Origin of the sequence: Sphingomonas sp. Xoc002 (assembly GCF_050408055.1) — a bacterium.
Taxonomy (GTDB): domain Bacteria; phylum Pseudomonadota; class Alphaproteobacteria; order Sphingomonadales; family Sphingomonadaceae; genus Sphingomonas; species Sphingomonas yabuuchiae.
This window is the reverse complement of sequence record NZ_CP191175.1, coordinates 3590018-3608666: the sequence shown is the minus strand read 5'-3', so window position 1 is coordinate 3608666 and position 18649 is coordinate 3590018. Positions and strand designations below refer to the sequence as shown.

Sequence of the window (18649 nt, the reverse complement as noted above, 5' to 3'; positions counted from 1 at the left end):
GGAGATTACTATGTCGTCGGGAGGCTGAACCCCGGCTTGCCCGGAGATGAAAAGGACGTCAGCGGCCCTCCACCTTTCCTCCCCTTCCAGGGGAGGAACATTCGTTACTTCGGCAGCTTGCAACCCACCGGCTGCGTCACCGGGTTGCACCGCTCCATCACCCCGCCCGGCAGCGTTACCGTGAAGCCCCGCTGCCATGCCCGCGTCGGCGCGCCGGGATAATAGTCGGTCGATACGGCCTGCGCGCCGCTGTCGATCGCGGCTTGCTGGCGGGCATGATCGTTGGCGCGGGCTTCGACCGTGTCGGCGTCGGTGCGGGTGCGGACGATGAAGCCCTGCTTCACCCATTCCCTGATCTTTGCGCCGTCGGTGCGCGGATCGCCGACGATCTCGACCGAAGCCTCGGGCTGGTCGGTGTCGTACCAGCCGAAGATCGGGCGACCCTTCAGCGAGGGATGCCCGGCGCGGTAACGGTCGGACACGTCGCCGGGGGTATCCAGCACGAAGTAGATTTTTCCGCGCGCCTGCTCCAGCGTCGGCCACCCCTTGGTGGTCACCGCCTCACGCAAGGTCTTCGCATTCCCGCGCACGTCATCGGGCGTAAGGATCCGGTTGCGCGTCAGCACGTCGCGGATTTCCGCATCCAGCGCGTCGAGCAGCGGCGCGGTCAGCGGCAGCGGATCGGTGACGCCGGGCTTGTTGATCGGCCGGTCGGCGGCGTTGATCGTCACCATGATCGGCAAGTGGCGCGGATGCGCGCGCGACCAAGCGTCGATCTGGCCGAGGCACTGCTTGAAGGTGCCGCAGGACCGGTAATCGACTTCGGGAATGTGGAAGACCTTGAAGCCGGGCTTCATCATGGCGGCCTCGTCGAAGCCGGTCTGCTGGCCCGCCGCCTTGGCCAACGCCTCGCCCTTGGGATGGGCGAAGCGCCCGCCTTCGGGATCGGCGAAGATGTCGATCTCCAACTGGCGCACGCCCCGGTCGAGCTGCTGCGCGAGCGTCAGATGATCGTAATCCAGCGCGGCGGCGAGCTTCGGGTCGCGCCGTTCCAGTTCGGCAAAGACCGCAGGCGCGATCCGCTTCTTATAGCTGTTGTGCGATCCGACGACCTGGATGTCGTTCATCCGGAGCGGCTGTCGCGGCGCCGGAGCGGCGGCGGTCGCGAGGACCGCCGCCAGGGTGAGGAAAGCCTTCATCAGAACTCCGCCCGGATGCCGAACAGGATCGTCCGGCCATAATAGTTGATCTCGCCGAAGCGCAGAGCATTGTCGTTATAGGTGTCCTGATGCGCGCCCGCGATGTTGATCGCCTCCAGGCTGAGCGTCAGATTGTCGGCGGCGCGCACCGACAGCTGGCCGTCGAGCGAACCGAAGGCGGCGACGTAAGTGGGCGCCTGCACCGTGCTGCCCGTGCTCGACAGATACTTGTCGCGCCAGACATAGGAGAGGCGCGCCGACAGCGGCCCCTTGTCGTAGAAGCCGACCAGGTTGAAGCTGTTCTTCGACAGGCCGATCAGCTGGTCCTTGATGGTGCGCGAACCCGCCGTGTAGTCGGCCTTCACCTCCGTGTGGGTGTAGGACCCCTGCACGCCGAAGCCGTCGAAGGGCTCGGGCAGGAAGGTGAAGACCTGGCTATAGGCCGCTTCCGCGCCGTAGACCTTGGCATTGCCGCCATTGACCGAGCTGGACAGGCGGACGGTGCCGCGACCCGGAATAGTGATCTCGGTATTCGACTGGGTGATGTAATTGTCCATCGCCTTGTAGAAGACCGCACCCGACAGCATGCCCGAGGGGGCGAAATACCATTCCAGCGACCCGTCGAACTGGGTGGCGAGGAACGGCACCAGCTGCGGGTTGCCGCCGCTGGCGGTCGGCGCGTCGGTCGACACGGTGATGCGCGGCGCGGTGTCGGTGACGTTGGGACGGGTCAGCACCCGGCTGGCGGCCAGACGACCGACGAGCGACGGCGACAGGTCGGCGCGCAGGTTGAAGCTGGGCAGGACATTGTTGAACGTCTTCGGGTAGCTGACCGGGGTGGCGAGATTGCCGCTGGTCAGCGTGCCGCTGGCCACCTGATCGGTGTGGACATAGCGGACGCCCAGATTGCCGGTGATGGGCACCGCGCCTGCGTCGAACTGGTAATCGGCGCGAATATAGGCCGCCGCGATCTTTTCCGACACGACGAAGGACGAACGGCGATCGCCATTGGTGATCGGCTGCGCCTGGATGGCGGGGGTGAAGAAATTGCCGACATAGGCCTGGCTGACGGGCACCAGCCAGTTGCGGAAGCCGTTGCCCGACACGCCGGACAGGAAGTCGTCATAGGGAAGCTGCTGATACGCGCCCGCGCCCAGGTTGGTCAGCGGCTGGTTGGTCGCGGTATCGATCAGGTAATCGCGACGGAAATAGTCGCGCTTGCGCCAGTGATATTCGCCACCCGCCTGCAGCTTCGACAGGAAGCCGTCGAAATCATGACCGATATCGAGGCGCGAGTAGAAGTCCCAGTCCTTGCTGTCCTTCGGCGCGATGTTGAACTGGAACAGCTTGTAATTGGCCGGGTTGGTGACATCGACCGGCGTGGTGAAGGTCGGCACCGACTGGTAACCGGCGCTTGCGTCATAGGTCAGCGGCGCGACGAAATAGGCGCGGCTGCGCACGGTGCCGGTGCGGTAGTCGGGGTGATAGCTGTGCGCCGCCGACCAGTTGACGTTGGCGGCGACATGCCAGCGGTCGGGGTTCCACGTCTGCTTCAGCCCGACGGTCAGCAGGTCGTGGCGATTGAGGCTGTATTCGCGCGTGCCCATGAAGCGGACATTGTTGATCGTCGCCTTGGTGATCGTATCGCCGACGACCGTATAGCCCGGCTGGATCTGCGCCGGGGGGCCGCCCGCCGTGCCGCCGTCATCGGGATAGATGTCGAGGCCGAACTCGTCATAGGCGACGTCGAGGCGCGTCGCGACCACGTCGAGCGTCGTCTGAAGCTCGGGCGTCGGCTGCCACTGGGCCGAGACGATGCCCGAGATGCGCTTGCGATCCTCGGTCTCGACGGTCGGACGGGTGCGGGTCGGCGAGTAGAGACCGGCGGGGATGCCGCCCTTGTTGGCCGCCGTATAGCGGTCGGTCAGCCAGCCGAAATTCATGAAGCGGTCGTTGCGGACCGTCTTGCCCCAATATTGCGCGCCCGCCAGGATGCCGAAGGTGCCGTCGCCGTTCTTCGCGCTGGTCAGCACGGTGACGTTGGGGCGAACATCCTTGGTCTGGGTCGTATAGGTGCCGCGAATGTTGACGGTCGTCTTGTTGCCGACCTCCAGCGGGCGGAAGGTCTTGACGTCGATATTGCCGCCCAGCGCGCCCTCGCTCATGTCGGCGGTCGGCGTCTTCACCACGTCGATGCTGGAGGTGAATTCGGCGGGCAGCATCTCGAAGCGGAACTGACGCCCGGCGGCACCGCCATTCTCGATCAGGTCGTTCAGCGCGACGGTGCGGCCGTTCATCAGCGTGTTCTGGAACTGCGGCCCCAGGCCACGGACGCTGACATACAGGCCCTCGCCGCGCGGGCGGGTGATCGCCACGCCGGGGACGAGCTGCAACGCTTCGGCGACGTTCTGGGTCGGGAACTTGCCGATATCGGTCGAACTGATCGAGTCGACGCCGTATGCTGCGCGCCGCTTGGTCTCGATGCCCGCCGCCAGGCTGCGCGCATAGGTGCCGTTGACGACGATATCCTCGCCCATGGCGTCGGCATCGGTCGCCTGCGCGGCCTGCGGCGCGGCGGCGGTGGCGCCTGCACTGTCCTGCGCATGGGCGGCGAGCGGGCCCGTCACCAGAATAAGCGAAACCGATGCCTTCAGCAGGCCGCGAAACGTCAGCATGTCTTGATCCCCCATCGGCTGTCTTGCCGGTTCGGCGGGGGCGTTAGGATCGGTCGGTGTCAGCTTGGCGTAAAATTGATGACGAATGTGTGAAACCGGCCGAACGGGTCAGAAAGCCATCAGAATGATGCGGGAATGACGGGTGGCCTTCAAAATCCTCCCCGGCACGGGGAGGGGGACCAGCGGGGCTGGTGGAGGGGGCTCGCCGCAAAGGACGTCTCTGGCGGCGATTCCCCTCCGTCAGGCCTGCGGCCTGCCACCTCCCCGCGAGCGGGGAGGATCAGTCCGCTTTCGCCTGCGGCATGGTCTGGGTGCTGGTCACCTGCGGGCTCAACCGGCCGATGGTGCGCGCGGTGCGTTCGGGATCGCGGAGCAGGACGCGGCCCGATTTCCACATCAGGTCGCCGTCGCGTCGCGCCTGCTGGATCATCCGGTTGACGTGCACCGGGGTCAGGCCCAGCGCATCGGCCAGCATTTCCTGGGTCAGCGGCATCTCGAAACTGCCGCCCACGGTCAGCCCGGCGAGCGACAGCCGCTCATAGATTTCGAGCAGGAAGTCGCTGATCCGCTCCTGCGCGTTCAGTCGGCCGAGCTGGACGACATGGCCCAGCAGATAGGCCTCGTCCAGCGCCTCGCCGACCGCATAGGCCTGGGCCAGTCCCGATCCGGCCGGGGCGGCGGGGGCGGGGCAGGCGACGCATTCGGTGATGGCCACCACCGTCGCGGAGGCGATGGGGTGCGCATGATGCGCCGAACCGATGACGTCGCCGGGCAGGTAGAAGCTCATGAACTGCCGCCGCCCATCGGGCAGGATGCGCACCCGCGCGGCCCAGCCCTGCAACAGGAGCAGCGGGTCGGCCACCGGACGGCCGATCGTCTGGAAGGTGTGGCGCACCGGATAGGTCAGCGCCCGGTCGGCAGCGGCGTCGAGCAGCGCGCGGTCCGCATCGGCCAGCGGCGTCAGCGCAGTCAACCGACGGATCGCAGCGCCGGCGATCCCCTCGGACGCGGCGGCCGGGGAGGAGGCAGACGACAGGGCGGCGGTGGAAGAGGTCATGCGCATCCTTTGTCGGGGATCAAGGCGCCGATCGCGCGGATGATGCGATCGGGCTGGAACGGCTTGGCGACGATCGAGGCCGATCGATAGGGGGCGGGCAGCGCCCATTCGTCATAGCCGGTCAGGAAGGTCCAGGGCACGTCGCGCGCCGACAGGCGGTCCGCGATCTCGAAGGCGCGTTCGCCCGCCAGATTGACGTCGAGCACCGCCGCGTCGAGCGGCTGGTTCTCGGCAAGGTCGAGCCCCTGTTCCAGCGTGGCGACGGGGCCGACCACGATGGCGTCGGCGGCGCGCAGCGCGCGCTCCAGGTCGCGCGCAATGAAATACTCGTCCTCGACCACGAGGATACGCTTGTCGGCCAGCGGCGATCGGCGGTTCATCCCTCGGTGCTCCGGTTCAACGCGTCGGCGTCATCTGCAGCCCATGGTAGCGTTATCACACATAGGACGCCGCCACCGCGAAATTCCAGTCTGGTCCGTGCGCCCAGCCCGTAAGGCAAGGCTTCACGGATCAACTCGGTCCCGAATCCCTGACGTACAGGCGGGACCGGCATTGCTGGTACACCTGTTTCATCCCATTTTACAATCAGTTCGCATTCGCTATTTGATTTAAGTTCGATCGCCCACGCAATCGACAACCGGCCGGCGGGATGGCGCAGCGCCCCATATTTCAGGGCATTGGTGGTCAGTTCGTGGATCGCCAGACCCATGGTTTCCGCCGTATCCGCGGGCAGCGAGATGTCCGGCCCTTCGATCGACAGCCGGTCGTCCTCGATAGCGCCCACACCCAATAGCTCGTCGCGGATCAGGTTTTCCAGGTCCACCCGGCCCGACCGTGTCTGGGTCGCGACCACCTGGGTGCGGGCCAGCGAGTCGAGCCGTCCGCGGAAATGATCCGAAATCTCGTCGATCGGCCCGCCGCTTTCGACGGTGCGGGTGAAGATCGAACGAACGATGGTCAGGATGTTGCGGACCCGGTGCTGCAACTCGGCGACCAGCGTCTCCTGCCGCTCGCGAAGACGGCGCAGCGTGTCGATATCGGTCGAGGTGCCGAACCATTCGACGATGGTGCCGTGATCGTCCCGCACCGGCGTCGCGCGCGTCTTGAACCAGCGATAGCGGCCGGTCTGGCCATGGCGCAGCCGCCCCTCCATGGCCAGTTCGCCATGCTCGCCCGCGCCGTTCCAGAAACGCCGCGCGGCATCGCGGTCGTCGGGGTGGACGGCGGCCAGCCAGCCATGACCCAGGCTTTCCTCGACGCTGAGCCCCGTCATGGCGACCCATTGCGGGCTGACCCAGGTCCATTGCCCGTCGCGCGTCGCGGTCCAGACCAGTTGCGGGATACCCTCGATCAGGCTCAGCAACCGCCGCTGGCTGGCGCGCGAGGCGATCTCGGCCCGCTTGCGCAACAGGGCCTGGACGATGGCGGGGGCCAGTTCCTCGGCGATGGCGCGTTCGCGCTCGGTAAAGCCGGTGGGGTGGTTGCCCAGGGCGAACATCGCGAAGGTCTCGCCATCGCGGCGCAGCGGCACGCCCAGGAAGTTGCGCAACATGGGATGACCCTCGGGCGTGCCCACCCGGTCGGGGTGGTTGGCGGGGTCGTTCACGATCATGCTGCGGTCCTGAAGGATCACCTGGCCGAAAATGCCGTGGATCTTCATGCCGTTGGGCAGCTGGCGCTGACTGAAGTCGGGATCGTCGCCCGCATAGGCGGCCCAGCCGCGCTCGCTGATCGCGATATGATCCAGCCGGTCGTGCGAGTCCCGCCGCTCGCCGAAAAAGCTGAACGCCGCGCCGGTCAGGTCCTCGGCCACCGCCAGGCACAGCTGGCCCAGTTCCTCTTCGGTCGAGGCGCGCAGGGCTTCCTGCAGGATGCGGTTGATCCCCGCCAGCACATGCGAGTCGTGCGGCAGCGGTTCCCTGGGGGGAGCGGACAAGGGCGTTTGTCCGTGAGGGGAGGCGAGTTCAGTCATGCGCAAAATTGTCCGATCGGTGTCAACGATCCCGGCCGGTGCGGGCTCCCCGATACACACGATTTCGGATCAAGTGGCAAATGTCCGGGATGGACCGAATGGACGCGCGGAACCGTCAGCCTCTCGCCTGACCGGCGGCGGGGGGTTATGAGCATGCCCCATGTCCCGGTCCTCTTTTGCGCTGTCCTGTCCCGCGCCCTCCGCTGTCCTGCGCTTCCTCGTCCTGGCCTGCATCATGGTCGGGCTAGTCGGAACGGGGGTGCCGGTGTCGGCGCAGGGCAATCCGGCGACGGCCTCGGCCACCCGTATCGCCGAGGCCGAGGCGGAGGTGCGCGCGGTCGACCGCGCGCTCGACTCCAAGGTCGATGATGACGACCGGCGCGAACTGCGCGACCGGGCGCAGGGGGCCAAGGACTCGACCGACCAGGCGGTGTCCGACCTGACCGAGCAGCTGGCGCTGGTGAATGCGCGGATCACCGGGCTGGGCACGCCGACGCCCGGCGAGGCGGAGGCCCCCGAGCTGGTCGCGCAGCGCAAGGCGCTGTCGCTGCTGCGCTCGACCATCGATGCGGCAATCAAGCGCGGGCGGCTGGCAGGGGTCGAGGCGGGGCAGCTGGTCGACGAGATCGACCAGAGCAAGGCCGCGCAGTTCAACGAGAAATTGTCGTCCAAGGCGCCGTCGCCGCTGAGCCCCGCCTTCTGGACCATCGTGCTGGAACAGGCCCCGCGCGACTGGCGGCGGGTCGGGCTGTTCCTGAAACAGGGCGGCGAACAGATCGCGCAGCAATGGCGCGGCGGCATCCCGTGGCAGGCGCTGCTGGGCTTTGCCCTGGCGGTCATCCTGATCGGCCCGGTACGGCTGGGCGGACACCGGCTGGCGCAGCGCCGCCTGATCGCCGAGGCGCCGCCCAGCCGGGTGCGGCGCTCGGCCTATACCTTCTGGCGGGTGGCGGTGGGCACGCTCTGCCCGCTCGCCGCCGCCTTCGTCTTCGTTCAGGGGCTGCGCTGGGCGGGGTTGCTGCCACAGCGTTGGACGAGCTTCCTCGACGGCTTCGTCTTCGCCTCGGGCGTGGCGGGATTCACCGCGGCGGTGACCGGCGCCGTCCTGATGCGCAGCCAGCCCTCGTGGCGGATCGCGCCGCTCGACAATGAAACGGCGCAGCGGCTGCGGCCCCTGTCCTGGGGCCTGACCCTGCTGACCTTCATCACCACGATGGTGATGTCGTTCGAGGGCGCGATCGGCAGCAGCCGCAGCGCGGTGATCGCCAGCCAGGCGGTCGAGGCGCTGCTTCACCTGCTGTTGATCGTTGCGACCCTGGTGGTGCTGGGCCAGTTGCGCGCCCGCCGCGTCGCGCAGGCCGATGCCGCGACCCATGCCGGGGTCAGTGCGGGGCTAAGCGTTGCGACGCTCGTCGCCTGGATCGCGGTCGGCGTGGCCGGGCTGGCGCTGCTGGTCGGCTATATCTGGTTCAGCTGGTTCGTCGCGCTGATGATCGGGTGGACCGTGCTGCTCGGCTCGGCGCTCTATCTGATGCTGGTGGCGGCCGATGATATCGCCACCTCGGTCTTCGTGCGCGACAGCAAGGTCGGCGTCACCCTGACCCGCGCGCTGGGCGTGCGGGGCAGCATGATCGACCAGTTCGGGCTGGTCCTGTCGGGCATGATCCGGCTGGTGCTGGTGCTGCTGACGCTGGGCGTGCTGCTCCAGCCGTTCGGGGCGAGCGGCGATCCGGGGGCGGTGTTCGACCAGATCACCAGCGTCGCCGACGGGGTCAAGATCGGCAATGTCTGGATCTCGCCCGGTGCGATCCTGCGCGGGCTGGCGGTGCTGTTCGTCGGGCTGGGGCTGGTGCGCCTGTTCATGCGCTGGCTGGAGCAACGCTATCTGCCCGCGACCGATCTGGACGGGTCGGGGCGCAACTCGGTCAGCCTGGTCGCGCGCTATATCGGCATCGCACTGGCGGTGATCTGGGCGCTGGCATCGCTGGGCATCGGGGTGGAGCGGATCGCGCTTCTGCTGTCGGCTTTGTCGGTCGGTATCGGTTTCGGCCTTCAGGCGATCACCCAGAATTTCGTCTCCGGTCTGATCCTGCTGGCCGAGCGGCCGATCAAGATCGGCGACCTGATCCGGGTCGGCACCGACGAGGGCGACGTCAAGCGGATCAGCGTGCGCTCGACCGAGATCGAACTGGCCGACCATTCGACGCTGATCGTCCCCAATTCCGAGCTGATCACCAAATCGGTGCTCAACAAGACGCTGGCCGGGCCGCTGGGGCGCGTCCAGATCCAGTTCTCGGTCCCGATCGAGACGGATGCGGATATGGTGCGGGGCATCGTGCTCGACTGTTTCACCGCCGAGGAGGCGGTGCTGGCCGATCCGCCGCCCAAGGCGTTCATCGACTCGATCGTCGACGGGCGAATCCATTTCAACTGCTTCGCCCATGTCGAAAGCCCGCGTGCGGCCTATGGCACGCGCAGCGCGGTGCTGTTCGCGCTGCTCGCGGCGCTCCGGGACAAGGATATCGAGATCGGCACCCTGCCGCAGAAGATGGAATTGGTGCGCCATGGCGGGACGGCCAGCCCGGCTGCGCCTGCCGCACAAGGCCAAGATGAAACCAGGATGAAATGAACAAGTTGGGATTGGTCATGGAAAGGTAACACCAGCTTCTTGGAGCATCCCTATCCGCGCGGCCAGCGACGACCGGAAGGTCGATCGGGGGATAGGGATAATAACCACCATGAACACCAATTTCGTTCGCGCCGCGCTGCTGGGCGGTTCCGCGCTTCTGGCACTCGCCGCCACGCCTGCTTTCGCCGCCGACACCAAGCCTGCCGCCGATCCGGCACCCGCCGCCGCGGCGACCGATCCCGCCACCGATTCGGGTGAGCTGAGGGACATCGTCGTCACCGCGACCAAGCGCGAGACCAGCCTTCAGAAGACGCCGATCGCCATCTCGGTCATCGACCCGACCGTGTTGAAGGACCGTCACGTCCAGAGCCTGCTCGACCTGGCCGACGGCACCGTGCCGTCGCTCCGCGTCGCCACCTTCGAGGCGCGCCAGTCGGCGCTGACCGTCGGTATCCGCGGCATCGTGCCGTTCGACCAGAACCAGACCGCGCGCGACACCGGCGTCGGCGTCTATTTCGACGGCGTGTATCTGGGGCGTTCGCAGGGCCTGAACGCCGCGCTGTTCGACATCGAGCGCGTCGAAGTGCTGCGCGGGCCGCAGGGCACGCTGTTCGGCCGCAATACCGAGGGCGGCGCACTGTCGATCGTCACCGCCAAGCCGACCGGCAAGTTCGGCGGCTCGCTGACCGCGGGCTTCGGCAATTACGGTGCGTACAACACCGCCGCGCACGTCAACCTGCCCGAGTTCAACAACATCTCGATCAAGCTGGATGGCGTGATCCAGCACCAGAACCCGTTCGTGAAGAACCCGCTGCCCGGCAGCGTGGGCTGGGGCGCGTACAACCGCGTGGGCGGCCATGTCGCGGCGCTCTGGAAGCCGGTCGACGGCTTCTCGGCCGAACTGTCCTATGACCAGGCGAAGGACGAGAACTCGCCTTTCTACAGCCAGCTGCTGAACTACAACCCGCGCGGCCTGCCGGTCGCGACCATCGCGCAGATCAACGCCAATGGCGGCAAGCTGCCCTCCGGCACCATCGCGCCGCTGTCGCCTCTGGTCGTCGTGTCGGGCGACGATCGCATGAAGACCGCCGATATCGGCGTGCCGCAGCAGTACAGCGTCGACCGCACCCACGGCTTTTCCGCCAAGCTAAACTATGACGTGGCGCCGGGCCTGGAGCTGCGCTCGATCACCGCATGGCGCGGCGTGTCGACCGACCAGTGGGACAATTCGGGCGGCGCGCACCGCACCGTGTTCCTGCCGAACGGCAAGTTCAGCCGCTACAGCCTGTCCTTCATGCAGCAGCACCAGTTCAGCCAGGAATTCCAGGCGGTGGGCAGCCTGCCGCAGCTCGATTACGTGGCGGGCCTGTTCTACTTCACCGAAAACGCGCGCGAGACGGCGGCGACCCCGTCGACCAACCAGTGGAATGCGGACGGCACCGGCTACACCATCCTGTCGCAGACCGCGCTGGGCACCATCGGTTCGGGCAACCAGGGCTGGGCACCGGGCTCGTTCTTCTTCCAGCGCGGCAGCTTCGCCCGCGCCTATAGCTATGCGGCCTTCGCGCAGGCGACCTATACCCCGGCGGGCTTCGATGCCTTCCACCTGACGCTGGGCGGGCGCTACACCCACGACAAGCGCAACGGCACGCTGTACCTGGTGCAGGGCAAGTCGACCAACTTCCCCTTCACCTTCGACAACAGCCGGTTCGATCCGATGGTGACGGCGGCGTTCGACGCGACCGACACGGTCCATCTCTATGCGAAATATTCGACCGGCTACCGTGCGGGCGGTGCCAATGACCGGTCGCAGACCTTCGCCTCGTTCGGCGCCGAAGCGGTCAAGTCCTATGAGATCGGGTCGAAGATGGACCTGTTCGACAAGCGCGTCCGCCTGAACCTGGCGGGCTATATCATGGACCGCACCGGCACCCAGATCGACTTCGACAATGTCGACACCAACCCGGCCAGCCCGACCTACAACCTGCACACCGAGGAAACCCGCAACGCGCCGGGCACGTCCAAGATTCGCGGGGTCGAGGCTGACATCACGACCAGCCCGATCGAGGGCATGACGGTCGGCGCCTCCTACGCCTACACCTACACCAACGTGCCGCTGACGCCGAACCCGTTCCTGGGCAACGCGCTGACCCAGGTGTTCGTGGTCTATACGCCGCGCAACGCCGCCTCGGCCTATGCCGATTACGAAGTGCCGCTGGCAGGTTCGGAGGCCAAGGTCCGTTTCCACCTGGACGCCAACTATGCCGACCCGGCCTACAGCTTCCAGAACGAGACGACGCGCACCGACAAGACCTTCGTGATGAACGGCCGCATCGCGCTGGCCGACCTGCCGCTGACCGAGGGCGGCACGAAGATGACCCTGTCGCTGTGGAGCCGCAATCTGCTCAACAACAGCTTCGTCTATCGCCGCTCGGCCGCCAATGCCGCGACGCTGGGCGATTACGGCAACTTCAACCCGCCGCGCACCATCGGTCTGGAGGGCACGGTTCGCTTCTGATCCCGACCCGGATACCCGACCTCAGGGCCGCCCTTCGGGGTGGCCCTTTTTTTATCGTTCCTCCCCTGCAAGGGGAGGTGGCAGGCCGAAGGCCTGACGGAGGGGTGTCACCCTCTCGATAGCGGGACACCCCTCCACCATGCTGCGCATGGTCCCCCTCCCCTTGCAGGGGAGGAATGATTCCGTCCTACTGGGTGGGCAGGACGATCGACACGAGGAGCCCCGGCGCGGCGTCCTCCAGCGTCAGCCGCCCGCGATGCAGCCGCGCGATCGCTTCGACCAGCGGAAGACCCAGGCCATGGCCCCCCGCCGCCGCCCGCGCGGTGTCGAGCCGTCCGAAACGGCGCAGCGCATGGGCGCGATTCTCAGGCGCGATGCCGGGGCCGTTATCGGCGATGCTCAGGGTCACGCCCTCCTCGCCCGCGTCCAGCGACACCCGGATCGTGCCGCCCGCCGCGCCATATTTGATCGCATTGCCGATCAGGTTGACCAGCACCTGGGTCAGCAACTGCCGGTCCCCGACGAAATCCGGGAGCGCGGCATGGACCGCGATGCTCAGGGAATGGCCCGCATCCTCGGCGACGGGAATCATCATCGCGCCCGTGTCGCGGACCAGCGCGGACAGGTCGAAGGGGGCGAAGCCCGCCTGACGGTGCCCCGCCTCGATCTCGGCGATGCGGAGCAGGGCGGCGAACATGGCGAGCAGCGCGTCGCACTGGGCCAGCGCGGCACCGGCGCGCTCGGCCTGGGCGGGGTCGCGGGCGTCCTCGACCATGCGCACCAGCTGGCCGCGCAGCCGCGACAGGGGCGTGCGCAGGTCATGCGCGATGTCGTTGGACTGGCTGCGCATCGCGTCCATCAGCTCGGCGATGCGGTCGAGCATCCGGTTGAAGGCGGCGGCCTGGCGGTCGAACTCGTCGCCCGATCCGGTCACGGGGACACGGTGGCGGATATTGCCTGCGATGATCGCCTCGACCGTGGCGCGCTGGTCGGCGATGCGGCGGCCGACCAGCATCGAAAAGGCGATGACGCCGCCGACCACGATCAGGATGATCGAGCCGAACCCGGTCAGATAGATGCGCGTCCGCGTCGCCCGGTGGCTGTCGAACGGTTCGGTCTCCGCCACCACCGCCAGCCGCCGCCCTTCGCCCGCATCGCGAACCAGCGCGCGGCCATGCGACAGGCCGATGATCCCGTCGCGCTGGCGCAGGTCCGACCGGCCCATCGGCAGGGTGAAGCGCGGGGCGATATTGCCGCCCAGCCGCCGCCCGTCCGCCCCCAGCAGCAACAGGCCGATATCGCCGGTATCGCGCTGCCCCGACAAGGTGGCGATCCGCGCGAGCAGCAGCGGTGTGGGGAGCAGCGTCTCGCCCGCATCCCGCTCCAGCACCAGATCGGCGATCGCCTCGATCCGGCGATCGACCGCGCGTGCGACCGTCAACCGGTTGGCGGCCAGGATCGAGATGCCGGTGGCGACCGTGGCGATCAGGAACAGGGCCAGGACGGCGATGGTCAGCCCGCGCAGCGACAGACGACGGATCGCGCGCTTGATCATGGTTTCAGCGAATAGCCGATTCCGCGCACCGTTTCGATGGGATCCTCGCCGCCATTCTCGGTCAACTTGATGCGCAGGCGCCGGATATAGACGTCGACGATGTTCGTCTCCGGCTCGAAATCATAACCCCAGACCCGCTCGATCAGCATGGCGCGGGTCAGAACCTCGCTCGCATGGCGGGCCAGCTCGGCCAGCAGCTTCAGCTCCAGATTGGCCAGCGTGATCGGTTGCCCGTCGCGCCAGGCGCGAAAGCTGGTCGGGCTGACCACGATGTTCCCTGCGCGGATGGTGTCGGTTTCGCTGACCGTCCAGCGGCGGCCCCGGATCACCGCCTGGATGCGCGCGACCAGTTCCTGCGGCTCGACCGGCTTGACGACATAATCGTCCGCGCCCGCTTCCAGTCCGTCGACCTTGTCCGTCGCCATGGACAGGGCGGTCAGCATGACGACGGGCAGGGTGATCCCACGCGCGCGCAGCGTCTCGACCACCGACAGCCCGTCCAGGCGCGGCATCATCCGGTCGAGGATCACCGCGTCATATTGCTCGCGGTCGATCACGGCGAGTGCGGAGCGGCCATCGGCGACATGTTCGACCCGGTGGCCCAGCCCCATCAGGTCGGCGGCGAGGCCATGGGCATAGGTGGCGTCGTCCTCGACCAGAAGAAGATGCAGGCTCATCGATATCATCCAGACCGTGATGGCATCCGCCCTACCGGGCAAATGCGCGGTGGCAAGTCCTGCCCCGCCGATCCTACCCCACCAATTTCACCGGGCCAGCGGGGCCAGTCGCTCGCCGAACAGCCGCACGAAACGGTCGAGCGGGCAGGGCGCATTGGCGGGGCAGCCGCGCACCGTCACGGCCCGTGTCGAGACGGCGGCGGAATGGGCGCGGATCTGTGCAGGCGACTGGGTGCGGTAATGGACGGTAACGAAGGCCCGGTCCTTCGCATCATGCCAGCGTTCGATCAGGATCGCCCCGCCTGGCGCGGCGTCGTTCACCGCATAGCCCGGCGCGACCAGATCGAAGCCGAGCAAGGCGGCCAGCGCGGTGACATTGGTATCGTGCCCGACCAGCATGTCCAGCTTTGCGCCGTCCTTCGCGGTCAGCGCGTCGATCATGTGCCGCCCGAACGCCGCCGACTGGTGCGCGGCCATATAGGGCGAGCGTGAATAGACGTCGAACAGCGCGGCATGGACCGTACCCAGCCGTGCCAGCATCCTGCCGTCGACCGGCACGCCGCCGACCGAGGGCGACAGCCCTTCGGCATATTGCAGCAGCAGCACCTGCGCGGTGCCCGAGGCGGTGCGGATCGGCCCGGTCAGGTCGATGCCATGGCCATCGGCCGAAGGCGTCAGCCGGGCGGGGCCTGCCGGATCGCAGCCCTTGGCATCGCCGCAGCCCAGCACTTGGTCCAGCAGCCGAAGTGCCGGGCGGTGGCGCGCGACCAGCGCATCCATGCCGCCGGTGAAGCGGTTGATGTCCGCCACCGCCGCGTCGGCATCGAAACGGGTGGCACGGGCGCGCAGCGGCTCGAACAGGGGATCGACCTGGCCCATCGGATCATGCGCGACGGGCACCGCGCAACCCGGGGTCAGCGCCTTGGCATAGGCCTCCCCGCTGGCGATCGTGCGCGACGAGCTGTTGGTGCGGATGCGGATGCTGCCGGGCGTGGGGCACCCCTGCGGCAACAGGCCGCGCGCGACCCAGGCGGCGCGATCGGCCCGCGCCTCGGCGGCCAGCGCCTCGGCCCCGCGCGGGGTCAGTTCGCTTTCGGGCGTGGTCCAGATCGGCCAGGGCTTGGCGGTGCGCGTGCCGTGCGGCACCTCGCCGTCCAGCGGCGCGCGGACGCCATGCCGCATCAGCACCACCACCCGGTCGAGCGTCAGCCCCTTGGGGGCGGGGGCATCCTGCGCTGCGACCGGCGCGGCCAGCATGGACAGGGCATAGAGGGCGAGCGGTGCGATCAGGCGGCGGGAGAAGGCGGTCATCGCGCGGCTTTGGACCTATTTCGGGTCAGGACTGTGACATTGGCCACGGCTTTACCAGGATAGACCACCGGCCCGGCAAGAATTTTGAGAAGTCATCAAAATTCGGTCAATAAGTCATCGCGCTGTCACATGCCATCCCTAGCGGGGCCGTCGAAGGCGTCCTGGGGGGCGTCGCCATCGCAATTGATCCAGGGGAAATTCCATGACCGCTTCGGCCAAGCGGGCGCATGTCGTGCGCCTGTTGTGCGGCACCGCCGCGACCTTCCTGATTGCCGCACCGGCTTTCGCCGCCGATCCGATCGTAACGCCGGACGAACCGGCGGTCGCGGCCGCCGATCCGCAGGTCGGTGAGGACGTGGTGGTCAAGGGTCATCGCCAGGCGGTGGTCGACGCGCAGGACGAACAGCTGCGCAGCCAGTCGCTGGCCACGGTCGTCTCGGGCGAGGAATTGCGGCTTCAGCCGCAGCAGAACCTGGCCGACCTGCTGACCCGCCTGCCGGGCATCAGTTCCTCGGTCGACCAGTCGCGCAACGCGGCGGCGACGGGCGAGGCGCAATATGTCTCGATCCGCGGTCTCGATACCTCGTACAACGCCTATTCGCTGGACGGCGTGCGCCTGGCGCAGACCGATGCGCGCACCCGCGCCATCTCGATGAACCTGTTGTCGCCCTTCTCGCTCCAGACGGTGCGCGTCGACAAGGCGCCGACCGCCAAGTACGATGGCGACGCGATCGCGGGCATCATCGACATGGTGCCGATCACCGCCTTCGACCTGCCCAACCACCGCACCCAGATCCGCCTCCAGGGCCAGCTGGCGGGCCGTGCCGATGCGCGTCGCCAGGACCCCTGGGGCGGCACCGCACAGGTCGAGACCGCCCAGCGCTTCGGCGATTTCGGCGTCTATGCCTCGGCCTATTACGGCCTGAAGCATGTGCTGGGCGAGTCGACGGCCGTGCAGCATGACTGGGAGAAGTATAACAACAACATCTCCGGCATGATCCGCGACAATCTCGACAATCTGTTCGTGCGCGGTGCCCAGTGGCAGTCGTTCCGCAACCGCATCGAGCGGATGGGCGGCACGCTGAACCTCGACTGGAAGGGCGAGGGTACGGACCTGTACCTGCACTCCACCTATGGCCGGTACAATCTGAAGAGCTGGATGGACCAGACCGCGCTGCGCCAGACCAGCCTGGCGCCGGACCAGATCAACCCGAACCCCAACAAGGGCTCGTACGACGCCGCCGGGTATCGCGCCGATTACGGCCTGACCGCGACGCATTATTTCCGCACCGAGCATAGCAAGCAGGAACTGGTGACGACCAAGCTGGGCGGCCAGACCCGCTCGGGCGACTTCACCTTCGACTATCACGGCGCCTATTCTCGTGGGTCGCAGGACTATCCGCTGCGTATCCAGTCGGGCTTTGCGGGCCGTCCCTATATCGGCACCGCCGACAACACGGGCACGGCGGCTTATCGCATGGTCACCTCGATCGGCCAGCGCACCTTCCCGCAGGTCGTCCTGACCGACGCGGCGCGGGCGTACCTGACCGACCTCAGCAAGCTGCGCCAGTGGTATGTCACCCAGCAGTTCGAGAACACCTGGGAACGCCGCCTGGAGGGTCAGTTCGACACGACCTGGCATCATGCCGACCAGGGCCTCGTCTCGATCTCGGCGGGCGCCAAGGTCGAGGACGCCAAGCGCTATGCCAATGCGCTGGGCGACGACGGCGCGCTGCAATATACCTTCCCCAATGCGGACGGCAGCAACTCGCCGCGCTATGCCGCGACCGGCCCGGTCCTGACCTCGCTGCCGGGCCGTCTGCTCGGCGGGTTCATGAACAACGCCGCGCAGGTGCCGATCTACCTGATCGACACCGACTATATCGAGAATCAGGTCCGCCAGCTGTCCAGCCCGAAGATCGCCGGACTGGACCCGGTGAAGCTGAAGGAAAACCGTCTCGACGGGCGCGAGAACCGGCTGTCGGGCTATGTCATGACGACGCTGCGGTTCGGCGACCTGGAGGTCGTGCCGGGCGTCCGCTACGAATACAACCGCTTCAAGGGCACCTATTTCCAAGAGCAGGGCAATAGCGGCGCGTTTGTGACCTCCGACCGCCATTACGACCAGTGGCTGCCGAGCGTCATCGCCAACTATCGCCCCAACGATGCGATGGTCGTCCGCGCCTCGATCCGGAAGAGCTATTCGCGGCCCGCTTTCGACCTGCTGCTCGGGCCGACGCAGGTGTCGCGCAACGACCTGGGCGAGGTGACGGGGGTGTTCATCCCGAACCCGAACCTCGATGCGCAGACCTCGTGGAACTACGACGCCTCGATCGAATATAAGGGCCAGGGCACCGACTTCTTCTCGATCAGCCCCTTCTACAAGGATCTGAACCACGTCCTGTTCGCGACCGGCACCACCAATGCCAGCGGCGACTACAACATCTGGGGCGCGCCCCAGTCGGAACAGCAGGGCGGGGTCGAGGTGTCGAAGCTGACCACCGACGCCACGGGCAAGATCTACGGCGTCGAACTGTTCGGCCGTTACTCGCTGAAGGGGTTGCCGGGGCTGCTCGACGGCTTGGGTCTCCAGGCCAATGTCACGGTGCAGCGCGCGCAGGCGCGGGTCTTCGTCAACGGCCAGATGCGCGACCAGCGCATGACCCAGGCGCCGAAGATCATGTACAATGCCGCGCTGTTCTATGCCCATGGCCCGCTGTCGGCGGAATGGAACTACAATTATACCGGCGACCGGCTGTACGATCTGCGCTCCAGCCGTCCGGACACCTATATCCAGCCGACGACCATCTCGAACCTGATCGTCAACTATGTCCTGCCCTCGGGCCTGACGATCGGCGCGTCGGTGCAGAACCTGTTCGACGAACACAGCTATTGGGCGACGACCAGCGAGCGCAAGGCGTACCTCTCGAACGACCGCAAGGGCGGTTATGTCGAGACGGGGCGCATCTACATGCTCAACCTGACCTACGCCTTCTGATCCTACCCTCTCCCCGATCCGGTGCCCACCCCCATGGGCGCCGGAGCGCACCTACGCC

The 18649-nt window shown here is 67.1% G+C and carries 11 protein-coding genes; 3 read left to right on the top strand and 8 right to left on the bottom strand.

The features are described from left to right. Positions 1–104: 104 nt before the first annotated feature. The 5 genes from ACQR50_RS16480 to ACQR50_RS16460 form a co-directional block, all read right to left on the bottom strand. Positions 105–1199 (bottom strand): phosphatidylinositol-specific phospholipase C1-like protein, encoded by a 1095-nt coding sequence (locus ACQR50_RS16480; protein ID WP_428969140.1) that lies wholly within the window; start codon positions 1197–1199, stop codon positions 105–107. After that, positions 1199–3874 (bottom strand): TonB-dependent receptor, encoded by a 2676-nt coding sequence (locus ACQR50_RS16475; protein ID WP_428969139.1) that lies wholly within the window; start codon positions 3872–3874, stop codon positions 1199–1201. Before ACQR50_RS16475 ends, ACQR50_RS16480 begins: the two co-directional genes overlap by 1 nt. Before the next feature lie 280 nt (positions 3875–4154). Continuing rightward, positions 4155–4931, bottom strand: a complete 777-nt coding sequence (locus tag ACQR50_RS16470; protein ID WP_428969138.1) for a Crp/Fnr family transcriptional regulator — start codon at positions 4929–4931, stop codon at positions 4155–4157. Beyond that, entirely contained in the window at positions 4928–5311 is a 384-nt protein-coding gene (locus ACQR50_RS16465) for a response regulator (protein ID WP_058745339.1), read from the bottom strand. The genes ACQR50_RS16470 and ACQR50_RS16465 overlap by 4 nt, the downstream gene beginning before the upstream one ends. Then, positions 5308–6867: a sensor histidine kinase gene (locus tag ACQR50_RS16460; RefSeq protein ID WP_428969137.1), complete on the bottom strand. Its 1560-nt coding sequence runs from the start codon at positions 6865–6867 to the stop codon at positions 5308–5310. Before ACQR50_RS16460 ends, ACQR50_RS16465 begins: the two co-directional genes overlap by 4 nt. Positions 6868–7063: 196 nt before the next feature. On the opposite strand from ACQR50_RS16460, the gene ACQR50_RS16455 reads away from it, so the two are divergent. Both ACQR50_RS16455 and ACQR50_RS16450 read left to right on the top strand, forming a co-directional pair. After that, positions 7064–9532: a DUF3772 domain-containing protein gene (locus ACQR50_RS16455; RefSeq protein ID WP_428969136.1), complete on the top strand. Its 2469-nt coding sequence runs from the start codon at positions 7064–7066 to the stop codon at positions 9530–9532. A 109-nt stretch (positions 9533–9641) separates the two neighbouring features. After that, the gene (locus ACQR50_RS16450) at positions 9642–12050 is read left to right on the top strand and encodes a TonB-dependent receptor (protein WP_428969135.1); all 2409 of its coding nucleotides are present in this window, start codon (positions 9642–9644) and stop codon (positions 12048–12050) included. Positions 12051–12237: 187 nt separating this feature from the next. On the opposite strand, the gene ACQR50_RS16445 is transcribed toward ACQR50_RS16450, so the two are convergent. The 3 genes from ACQR50_RS16445 to ACQR50_RS16435 all read right to left on the bottom strand — a co-directional run bounded on the left by ACQR50_RS16445 (position 12238) and on the right by ACQR50_RS16435 (position 15593). Next, positions 12238–13605 (bottom strand): ATP-binding protein, encoded by a 1368-nt coding sequence (locus ACQR50_RS16445; protein WP_428969134.1) that lies wholly within the window; start codon positions 13603–13605, stop codon positions 12238–12240. Next, positions 13602–14282 (bottom strand): response regulator transcription factor, encoded by a 681-nt coding sequence (locus ACQR50_RS16440; RefSeq protein WP_428969133.1) that lies wholly within the window; start codon positions 14280–14282, stop codon positions 13602–13604. Before ACQR50_RS16440 ends, ACQR50_RS16445 begins: the two co-directional genes overlap by 4 nt. 87 nt (positions 14283–14369) lie before the next feature. Further along, the gene (locus tag ACQR50_RS16435; protein WP_428969132.1) at positions 14370–15593 is read right to left on the bottom strand and encodes a histidine-type phosphatase; all 1224 of its coding nucleotides are present in this window, start codon (positions 15591–15593) and stop codon (positions 14370–14372) included. A 202-nt stretch (positions 15594–15795) separates the two neighbouring features. On the opposite strand from ACQR50_RS16435, the gene ACQR50_RS16430 reads away from it, so the two are divergent. Then, positions 15796–18591, top strand: coding sequence for a TonB-dependent receptor (locus ACQR50_RS16430; RefSeq protein WP_428969131.1), 2796 nt, complete (start codon positions 15796–15798; stop codon positions 18589–18591). Positions 18592–18649: the final 58 nt, after the last annotated feature.

Coding starts and splice junctions, on each gene's coding strand:
- ACQR50_RS16470 (WP_428969138.1), bottom strand. CDS start 4,931: ATGACCTCTTCCACCGCCGCCCTGTCGTCTGCCTCCTCCCCGGCCGCC.
- ACQR50_RS16480 (WP_428969140.1), bottom strand. CDS start 1,199: ATGAAGGCTTTCCTCACCCTGGCGGCGGTCCTCGCGACCGCCGCCGCT.
- ACQR50_RS16455 (WP_428969136.1), top strand. CDS start 7,064: ATGTCCCGGTCCTCTTTTGCGCTGTCCTGTCCCGCGCCCTCCGCTGTC.
- ACQR50_RS16435 (WP_428969132.1), bottom strand. CDS start 15,593: ATGACCGCCTTCTCCCGCCGCCTGATCGCACCGCTCGCCCTCTATGCC.
- ACQR50_RS16440 (WP_428969133.1), bottom strand. CDS start 14,282: ATGAGCCTGCATCTTCTTCTGGTCGAGGACGACGCCACCTATGCCCAT.
- ACQR50_RS16430 (WP_428969131.1), top strand. CDS start 15,796: ATGACCGCTTCGGCCAAGCGGGCGCATGTCGTGCGCCTGTTGTGCGGC.
- ACQR50_RS16475 (WP_428969139.1), bottom strand. CDS start 3,874: ATGCTGACGTTTCGCGGCCTGCTGAAGGCATCGGTTTCGCTTATTCTG.
- ACQR50_RS16450 (WP_428969135.1), top strand. CDS start 9,642: ATGAACACCAATTTCGTTCGCGCCGCGCTGCTGGGCGGTTCCGCGCTT.
- ACQR50_RS16445 (WP_428969134.1), bottom strand. CDS start 13,605: ATGATCAAGCGCGCGATCCGTCGTCTGTCGCTGCGCGGGCTGACCATC.
- ACQR50_RS16465 (WP_058745339.1), bottom strand. CDS start 5,311: ATGAACCGCCGATCGCCGCTGGCCGACAAGCGTATCCTCGTGGTCGAG.